Source organism: Neobacillus drentensis (genome assembly GCF_036965425.1).
GTDB classification, from domain to species: domain Bacteria; phylum Bacillota; class Bacilli; order Bacillales; family Cytobacillaceae; genus Neobacillus; species Neobacillus drentensis_F.
This window is the reverse complement of record NZ_JBALPP010000180.1, coordinates 1-8,813: the sequence shown is the minus strand read 5'-3', so window position 1 is coordinate 8,813 and position 8,813 is coordinate 1. Positions and strand designations below refer to the sequence as shown.

Sequence of the window (8,813 nt, the reverse complement as noted above, 5' to 3'; positions counted from 1 at the left end):
ACTATATAGGTTGAAAATAATATATCATTAACCACCCGGAATGCGCAACAATATTTTGAAAATTTAGACGTTTAATTATATTCTAAATTTTACCCTTGATTTTAATCTTTTAATCCGTTAAAATGTAGAAATTAAATGGTATATAGTATACCAAATATTCATTATTGAGGAGAATCAAAAATGCTGAGTGCTGGGATCATTGGCTATGGAACACTTGGAAAAAGTATTGCTGAATTTATCCATTCAGGACAGGCCGGAGATGTCAACCTGAAGTCTATTCTAGTTAGGAAACAGCCTAATCCTTTAGACAATTTGCCAGAACACTGTACCATGACAACGGATCAAGAAGCATTTTTTAATCAAAATTTAGATATTATTATTGAAGCGGCCGGCCATAATGCGGTGAAACAATACGGTGAAAAAACTCTATCTTCAGGCAGTGATCTAATTCTTCTGTCTGTAGGGGTTTTAGCAGATAATGAATTCTATGAATCATTACAGGAAACAGCGTTAAAAAGTAAAAAACAAATAATTATTCCATCTGCCGCTATCGCTGGTTTAGATCGAATTGCTGCCGGAGTATTAGGCGAGATTGATGAAATCAAACTCATTACGAGGAAGCATCCAAGAAGTTGGTATGGAACGATTGCAGAGGAAAAGGTGGATCTCGCCACCATCACTGAGCCATATTGTATCTTTGAAGGAAATGCCCGAAATGCAGCAAAATTATTCCCTGAAAATGTAAATGTTTCAGCGGCCTTAAGTATTGCGGGAATTGGTTTCGAAAAAACAAAGGTCCAAGTATACGTGGATCCAACTATTCAATTGAATACTCACACGATCCTTGCGAAAGGCGAATTTGGACAAGTTGAAATATCCGTCCAAAACAAACCATTTACTCAAAATCCAAAATCAAGTCCAATCGTCGCAATGAGTGTGGCTAAAGTGTTAAAAAACATGACAGCACCTGCAGTTATCGGATTATAAGGAATCTTCATAACTAAAATAAAAAGAAACTCCACCAGCAGATGGAGTTTCTTTTTACCCTTTTCGCTTTTCTTTTGCTTGCTGGACTGCCTCGATATAGGCCTTTTTTGAATTTTCTATATGGATCTTTGTCAAAAATTCAGCCATTTCTATTTCTTGATTAACGATGGCCTCCATTATTTTTAAGTGCTCTTCCATTGACTGTACGGCGCGGCCAGGATTTTTAAATCCTGTTTTTGCAAAAGCACTAATATAATCAGACAATCCACTTAATATTTCATAAAGCTTTGTATTTTTAGCGGAACTGTATAAAAGATGGTTCAATTCCCCGTGTAAATGTGAAAAATCAGCCTCATTTTCACTTGCTAAACCTGCTTCAATCTTTTTTATAAGGGCATTAAATTTACTTTTTGTTTCATCATCTAATTTTTGTGCAGCTAATTTTGCAGCTAAGACTTCTAAAGAAGAGAGGATCGTAAATACTTCAATAATTTCCTTCTCAGAAATATCAGCGACAATAACCCCTTTTCTCGGCACAGTTTTCACAAAACCCTGTGATTCTAATCTAAATAAGGCTTCCCGAATTGGCGTGCGGCTAATATTGAGTCTTTCTGCCAATTCACGTTCCACAAGTCGGTCTCCCGTTTTAAATTCACCCTCTAGGATAAGGTCTTTGATGTGGATATAGACCCGTTCCCGCAATGAGATTAGATTTTCCTCTGTCCAATTGTTCCCCAATGTTTATCACGCTTTCTCTCTATTATAAATTGTAATAATTATATCCTACTACCTTTAGTTATTTCAAATAATTTGGATTAATCTTCCACCATTAATAAATTCTTAATTGACACAGATTCTTCTAAAACGGCTCGTGAAATAATCTTAGAGATAATTTCAGCAAGCTTTATTACCGTAAAAAGTCTCGTGCTATTTAAGGATTGGACAGGCGAATAGGAATCGAGACTATTTACGACTGCTTTTAGATGGTAATCCCCTACCCCTGGCAATACTTTATTTAATGCGGAACCCGGTATAAGCGGACCTTGTTTCAAAATAATAGAACCAATTTGTTTTTTATCACCTAAACAGGCATCAATCCCTAAGATAAAAGAGGCAGGATGGGTCTGATTGATTTTATTTAGAATTTTATGAATATTTAACGCGTGTACTGGCTCTTCCAATGTACCGTATACAATTATAGGGAGTTTGCTTTCTTTCAACATGGATCCGACAAAGGGGCCAAGCGAGTCTCCTGTTGAACGGTCTGAACCAACGCATAAAATAATAATATCATTAGACGTGTTGTTTAGAACTTCTTTCAGTTTAATGGCTATTTTTTCAATTTCCTTTTCTTCAGTTACTTCTCCTACTGCTAAATAACTGGGGTTATCTTCTTCGTCCATTATTTTTTTCTTATTTACAAAAGGCCACATCACCATCAACCTCTTTCTGGCTGTTATTTGGATTCTGTTCTAAGAATCATGATGACTAACCTTGCTTTAGTCGATATACCTTTATTTTATTATAGATAGTGTTTATCCTTCTATATATCTGGAAAAAAAACAGCTGCAAACTCTCTAGTTCACAACTCTGTAACATTTAAAAAAGCACCTTAGACACCATACTAGGATGTTTAAGATGCTTCATGTTATACCCAATTATCATCACCGTTATCCCAATTTCCAAAATCATCATTATCTTGGAGATCATCTTGATCATTGTTATCGAAATCGTCATCTCGGCCGTCTCCATCCCTATCTGACGGCTCATCCCCTCTGCCCTGTCCAATTTCCTCCTGCAGCTGGTCAATTTCATGTTCCTGAATGATATTTTGATCCATAAGTTCTTGCATGATTTCATGATCTTGTAATTGCTGTAACGCATGATATTGATCAAAACCAATTCTTCCCTGATTAAACAAATAAGTCAGTAATGCCCCCGCTGCCATTCCTCCGGCAAATGACCCTATTCCGCCAAATCCACTATGCCCTGGACCAAAATTTCCACGCGGTTCATAATAGTCCCTTCTAGGTTCATAATAATTCCTTCTTGGCTCATAAACCTGTGGACGATTCCGGTGGGTAAGCGGGCGAATAATTAGAAAATATACCAACACTATAATAATAACAATCCCGATAAAAGCCATTCTTATTCCATCCTTTTATAATTAATTACCTTAATAAACTTTACATAAAAGGAGAATTTCATTCAAGAACCCGATATTAAACGACTGCTGGCTTTAACAAAACCTCTACTAAGCGATCCATGCCAAGCTTAATTTTTTCAGGAGCTGAGTGACTGAAATTTAAGCGGAACGTGTTGTGTTTAGGCTGGTCAACATAGAACGGAGCACCAGGGACAAAGGCTACACCTTTTTCAACAGCTTGGGAAAGTAAACGAGTTGTATTTAATTCTTCATTCCCTTCCACCCACAAAAACATACCGCCTTTTGGCTCTTTCCATGTAAACAAGCCGGGCTCAAGCTTATTCAAATAATCTCTCATAATTGTCATTCGATAATAATACTCATTTCGAATATGCTTGATATGCCCATCAAGATTGAAATCGCGCAGTAAATAATATAATGCTTGTTGATCAAGGCTGCTGGAATGCAAATCATTCATTTGCTTCGCCTTTGTCATCATTTGCACTACTTCTGTTGGTCCAGTTACCCACCCTGTTCTAAGAGCTGGGACGACCGACTTTGAGAAGGTACTCGTATATATAACGTGACTTTGCTGCTTATCAAAAGCTGCTACAGATGGATAGTGCTCCTCTTCATGAAATTGGATATCTCCGTATGGATCGTCCTCAAGTACTAGTACATTATATTTATAGCAAAGATTTAATAGTTTTTGCCGTCTACCACTACTCCATACCTTCCCATCCGGATTAGAGAAAGTTGGTATAATATAAACGAATTTTGGGTGGTATTGGTTCATTTTTGTTTCTAAATCCTCCGGTACCATTCCATGCTCATCACTGCTGACGGCGATAACATTTGCCCCGTAAGACCTAAAAACCTGCAAGGCTGATAGATAAGTAGGATCCTCCGTAAAGACAATATCACCTGGGCTTAGCATAATCCTGGAAAACAAGTCGATAACCTGCTGGGAACCCGTAGTAACCAAAATGTTTTCAGGTGTAGATGCAATCCCTTTTTGGGCCATTTTGGCTTGAATGGCCTCGCGAAGTGGTGTGTAGCCCTCTGTTAAACCATATTGCAAGGAAGATTTTCCCGATGCGAACACCTTTTCATAGGCAATTTTTACTTCATCAATCGGAAAAATGTCTTCAGCTGGCAACCCTCCTGCAAAAGAAATAACGTGCCCTTGCTGGGTCACTTTTAAAATGTCTCTTACCGCAGAAGATTCATAGGTTTTGGTTTGAGATGCAAATGGATAATTCAAAGTAAGTCGCTTCCTTCTTATTAGTTTAGATTAGTAATATTGTTAATAGTATAATATAGCAATCAGATAAGCAAGCATAATATTCTAAATATTTAGAAAAAACGCTTACATGATGACAAATTCTCGCTTTGAAAAAGAAATGTGTTTTAAAAACATCAGACACTTTTTTCTGAATCCTCGCTACAACTACAAAAATCATTATTATGGTATCATTAATATAGTATCTAAATTAATTATCCAAATAGTTCAAACCAAAAATGAAAGGATGCTATTGATGATAAATAAAATTCAATCTGTCTATATATTAGAAAATCCCGAGCAGAAAATGATTAAATTTACTACTGACTATCAGCTTCGATACGGAAATATTATTAAAGAGGTATTCGGAGTAGCATGCATAGAGGATTTATCTTTGATGATTCAATTTAACAGGAGTTTTCAAGAAAGCATTTGTAAAAGAAATGGAATTAGTGAAAAGAATATTACAATAGATAAAATTATTCGAATTGCAACTAAGAAGGAATTACTCCTATTAAAAACAGAGTTGATTGAGAAATTGGGCCGTCTTTCCCAAGGGAATGATTTTTCAATTTCACGCCCTTTCGACACAGAAATAAAATTGCAAGATGGAATTTTTAAATGGGATGAAAAAAACTCTTCCTATATCCCTGTAACACAAAGCGCTTAAGTGATCATTACCAAGCGCTTTTAACCTTGTCCTAAAAAAACAGACAGAGATACATGTCCCTGTCTGTTACATAACTTCATCATTCGTGAAAACTTGTTCCGTCTGTGGTAGCTTTTATGATACCTGCACGAATCACAAAATCGCCGAAGTGCTCACCATCTTCACGTTCCTTCGCATAACGTGAAAGAAGTACACGAAGTTCACTTAATATCTCTTCTTCGCCAATGTTTTCACGGTACATTTTGTTTAAACGACTTCCGTCAAAGGCAGCGCCGAGGTACATATTATACTTCCCTACTGCTTTACCAATAAAGGCAATTTCACCAAGAGCAGGACGTGCACATCCATTTGGACACCCCGTCATGCGAATCGTGATTTCTTGGTCGCGCAGGCCGTATTCATCGACTATCTCTTCGATTTTATCCATCAGGACAGGCAGGTAACGTTCTGCTTCCGCCATGGCAAGTCCACAAGTTGGAAGAGCCACGCATGCCATCGAGCTGCGGCGTAGTGCTGAATGATATTTCCCATCAGTCAAGCCATATTGCTCAATCAATTCGTTAATCTTTTTCTTTTTCTGGCTTGATACATTGGCAATAATCAAATTTTGATTCGTTGTTAAACGGAATTCACCATTATGGATTTTAGCAATTTCACGTAAGCCCGTCTTTAGCTTATAATCAGCGAAATCTTTAACGCGTCCACCCTCGATAAACAAGGTTAGATGCCACTTACCACCCACACCTTTGACCCATCCGTAACGGTCGCCGTTACTGTCAAAATGGTATGGCTTTGCTTCATCCAAACTCCAGCCTAAACGGTGTTCCAGTTCTTCCTTGACTGTTTCCAGACCAAGACGATCAATGGTATATTTGAAGCGTGCATTTTTACGTTCAGAACGGTTTCCGTAGTCGCGCTGAATCGTAATCGTCTTTTCAGCCACATCATAAAGCTGTTCCGGCTTACAGAAGCCGATTACTTTTGCCAGCTGAGGATAGGTCGCTTTGTCTCCATGAGAGCTGCCCATTCCGCCGCCAATTGCCACGTTAAAGCCGATTAGTTTCCCATCTTCCACTATCGCAATGAAACCAAGGTCATTTGAAAATACATCGATATCATTGGTTGGGGGAACTGCAATTGCAATCTTAAATTTTCGCGGTAAATAAAGAGGACCGTACATCGGTTCAACTTCCTCTACATCCGGCGTACCAGCCACCCTTTCCTCATCGAGCCATACTTCATGATAGGCTCTTGTCCGCGGCAGTAAATCGTCACTCAGCTTTTTCGACCATTCGTATACTTCTGTATGGATTTCAGATTGATATGGATTAGAACTGCACAATACGTTCCGGTTTACATCACCGCAGGCAGCAATTGTATCCAAAAGTGTTGAATGAATCGTTTGGATTGTATTTTTCATATTCCATTTTAAAATACCATGCATTTGAAAAGTCTGACGTGTAGTGATCTTTAATGTGCCGTTTGCATTTTTATCTGCCAGCTCATCCATCACTAGCCATTGGGCCGGTGTCGCAACACCGCCCGGCAATCGGACACGCAGCATAAACTGATACGCTGGTTCAAGTTTCTGTTTTGCACGTTCATTACGCAGATCCCGGTCATCCTGCAAATAGCTTCCGTGATGCTTCATCAAACGATTATCATCATCAGGAATTCCAGCGCTTAAACGGTCAAGCATTACTTCTGTTAACGTTCCGCGCAAATAATTGCTTTCTTCTTTAATGCGCTCAACATCACTGGGCTTTCCTGCTGGCGCTGTTAAAGTTTTGTTCACCATGTTGAAAAACTCCCTTCAATCCAAATCAGTATACATCACGCTGATAACGTTTTTGCTGCTGGAGCTCGGCAAGATAAGCTTCAGCGTTTTCACGACTCATAGCGCCTTCTTTTTCAATAATGTCAAGAAGAGTGTTATGAACATCGTGCGCCATATGTTTCTCGTCACCGCAAATATAAACCACTGCACCCTCTTCCAGCCAAGCAAACAATTCTTTACTTTGTTCAAGCATACGGTGTTGTACATACACCTTTTTATCTGTATCACGAGAAAAAGCAACATCCATTTTTGTCAGGACACCGTTTTTCAACCACTTTTGCCATTCAGTCTGATAAAGGAAATCGGTTACGAAATGCTGGTCTCCGAAGAACATCCAAGCTTTCCCTTCCGCTCCTGCTTCTTCACGCTCCTGCATAAAGGAACGGAATGGAGCTACACCTGTACCTGGACCGACCATGATAATCGGGGTATCCGAGGTAGCAGGAAGCTTAAAGTTTTCATTATGCTGAATAAACACAGGCAGTGTATCACCAGGCTGAAGACGTTCAGCTGTTAAAATTGAGCAAACACCTTTTCGTTCACGGCCGTGGGCATCATATCGAACGGCACCGATTGTTAAGTGTACTTCATCTGGGCTCGCAGATAAACTGCTTGCAATTGAATATAAACGAGCTGGGATTTTCCGAAGAATCGAAACAAATTCTTGGGCTGAGGTACCCCATGCACCAAAATCACGAACGAAATCCACTAAATCACGTCCATGAATATAGGCTTTTAATTTTTCCTCATTTCCTTGAGCTAATATCTCCTGTAGGGTTTCATTACCAGTTAACTCCAAAACCTTTTGTAGAAGAGGTTTCGTTAGAGTCGTAATTTCATAGTACGATTTCAAGGCTTCTTTTAGGGAGAGAATGTCCCCTTGTTTATTAAGAGTTACCCCTGCCTCAGAATCCCATTTCAATTCTGCCAATAGAAGTTCAACCAGTGCAGGATCGTTTTCAGGGTAAATTCCGAGGCTGTCCCCTGGTTCATACGAAAGTCCAGAACCTTCAAGAGAGATTTCAAGGTGGCGAGTTTCTTTATTTGAACCGCGGCCATTCAAATTAATATTTTCAAGAACTTCTGCTCTAAACGGGTTTGATCTGGAGTATACAGATTCTACCTGTGTTGCCGCGGCCGCAACAGGTGCCGCATTACTGCCTTCAGCTTCACTTAAGCTGCCAAGTACTCCTTGAAGCCATTCGGATGCAGGTTCATCGTAATCAACATCGCAGTCAAAACGAGGATATAACCTTGTTCCGCCGAGCTCCTCCAACCGGGAATCAAATTCTTTACCTGTTTGACAGAAAAACTCATAAGAACTATCTCCAAGTGCCAAAACTGAAAAATGGAGGTCATCAAGCTTGGGTGCTCTTTTACTATGCAGAAACTCATGAAATGATAGGGCATTGTCAGGCGGATCCCCTTCACCATGTGTACTTACTATAATAAGAAGATTCTGGACCTTTTTAATGTTATTGGCTTTAAAATCGCTCATCGAAGAAATGGTTACTTTAAATCCGTTCCCTTCAAGCTGCTTGCCCGTCTTATTGGCAAGGCCTTTGGCATTCCCAGTCTGTGAACCATAAAGGATGGTCACATCTTTTGAAATATTCTTTCCAGTACTTTGATTCGAAAGAACGGATGTTTGTGCATTTAATGCACCAAAAGCTAATGTTGTTGATGAAGCAGCAAGATACCCGCTTAGCCAAACTTTTTGAGATTCTGTTAATGTTGGCAATATTCGGTTAAGGAGTTCTGCCTGCTCTTGATTAAACGGACTGTTCAATACTTGAAGTTGCAACAAAATCACCCCACAAAGGTAAATATCATTTTTTGAAATTTAAAATTCATCTGACAAAAAATTGATTAATATTATAATAGTTTTACT

Annotated in this window: 8 protein-coding genes; 2 read left to right on the top strand and 6 right to left on the bottom strand. The window is 39.0% G+C overall.

The genetic code is table 11. From position 1 onward, the window contains the following. The first annotated feature begins 180 nt into the window (after window positions 1–180). The gene (nadX, locus tag V7161_RS29390) at window positions 181–987 is read left to right on the top strand and encodes an aspartate dehydrogenase (RefSeq protein ID WP_335716309.1); all 807 of its coding nucleotides are present in this window, start codon (window positions 181–183) and stop codon (window positions 985–987) included. Window positions 988–1,041: 54 nt separating this feature from the next. Here the strand turns inward: nadX and V7161_RS29385 are convergent, their stop codons facing one another. From V7161_RS29385 to V7161_RS29370, 4 genes are all read right to left on the bottom strand, one after another. Continuing rightward, window positions 1,042–1,725 (bottom strand): GntR family transcriptional regulator, encoded by a 684-nt coding sequence (locus V7161_RS29385; RefSeq protein ID WP_420491691.1) that lies wholly within the window; start codon window positions 1,723–1,725, stop codon window positions 1,042–1,044. Between the two features lie 77 nt (window positions 1,726–1,802). Beyond that, complete coding sequence (gene yyaC, locus V7161_RS29380; protein ID WP_335716308.1) at window positions 1,803–2,420, bottom strand: spore protease YyaC; 618 nt, start codon at window positions 2,418–2,420, stop codon at window positions 1,803–1,805. 215 nt (window positions 2,421–2,635) lie between these two features. Beyond that, on the bottom strand, window positions 2,636–3,133 hold the full coding sequence (locus tag V7161_RS29375; protein ID WP_335716307.1) for a hypothetical protein: 498 nt from the start codon (window positions 3,131–3,133) through the stop codon (window positions 2,636–2,638). 76 nt (window positions 3,134–3,209) lie between these two features. Next, on the bottom strand, window positions 3,210–4,397 hold the full coding sequence (locus V7161_RS29370) for a PLP-dependent aminotransferase family protein (protein WP_335716306.1): 1,188 nt from the start codon (window positions 4,395–4,397) through the stop codon (window positions 3,210–3,212). A gap of 274 nt (window positions 4,398–4,671) precedes the next feature. Here V7161_RS29370 and V7161_RS29365 point away from each other — a divergent pair, with 274 nt between their 5' ends. Continuing rightward, window positions 4,672–5,085 carry a hypothetical protein gene (locus V7161_RS29365; protein ID WP_335716305.1) on the top strand — a complete coding sequence of 138 codons (414 nt, stop codon included), beginning with the start codon at window positions 4,672–4,674 and terminating at the stop codon, window positions 5,083–5,085. Between the two features lie 79 nt (window positions 5,086–5,164). Here the strand turns inward: V7161_RS29365 and cysI are convergent, their stop codons facing one another. After that, entirely contained in the window at window positions 5,165–6,883 is a 1,719-nt protein-coding gene (cysI, locus tag V7161_RS29360; protein ID WP_335716304.1) for an assimilatory sulfite reductase (NADPH) hemoprotein subunit, read from the bottom strand. A 25-nt stretch (window positions 6,884–6,908) separates the two neighbouring features. Beyond that, window positions 6,909–8,726 (bottom strand): assimilatory sulfite reductase (NADPH) flavoprotein subunit, encoded by a 1,818-nt coding sequence (locus V7161_RS29355; protein WP_335716303.1) that lies wholly within the window; start codon window positions 8,724–8,726, stop codon window positions 6,909–6,911. Window positions 8,727–8,813 lie beyond the last annotated feature (87 nt).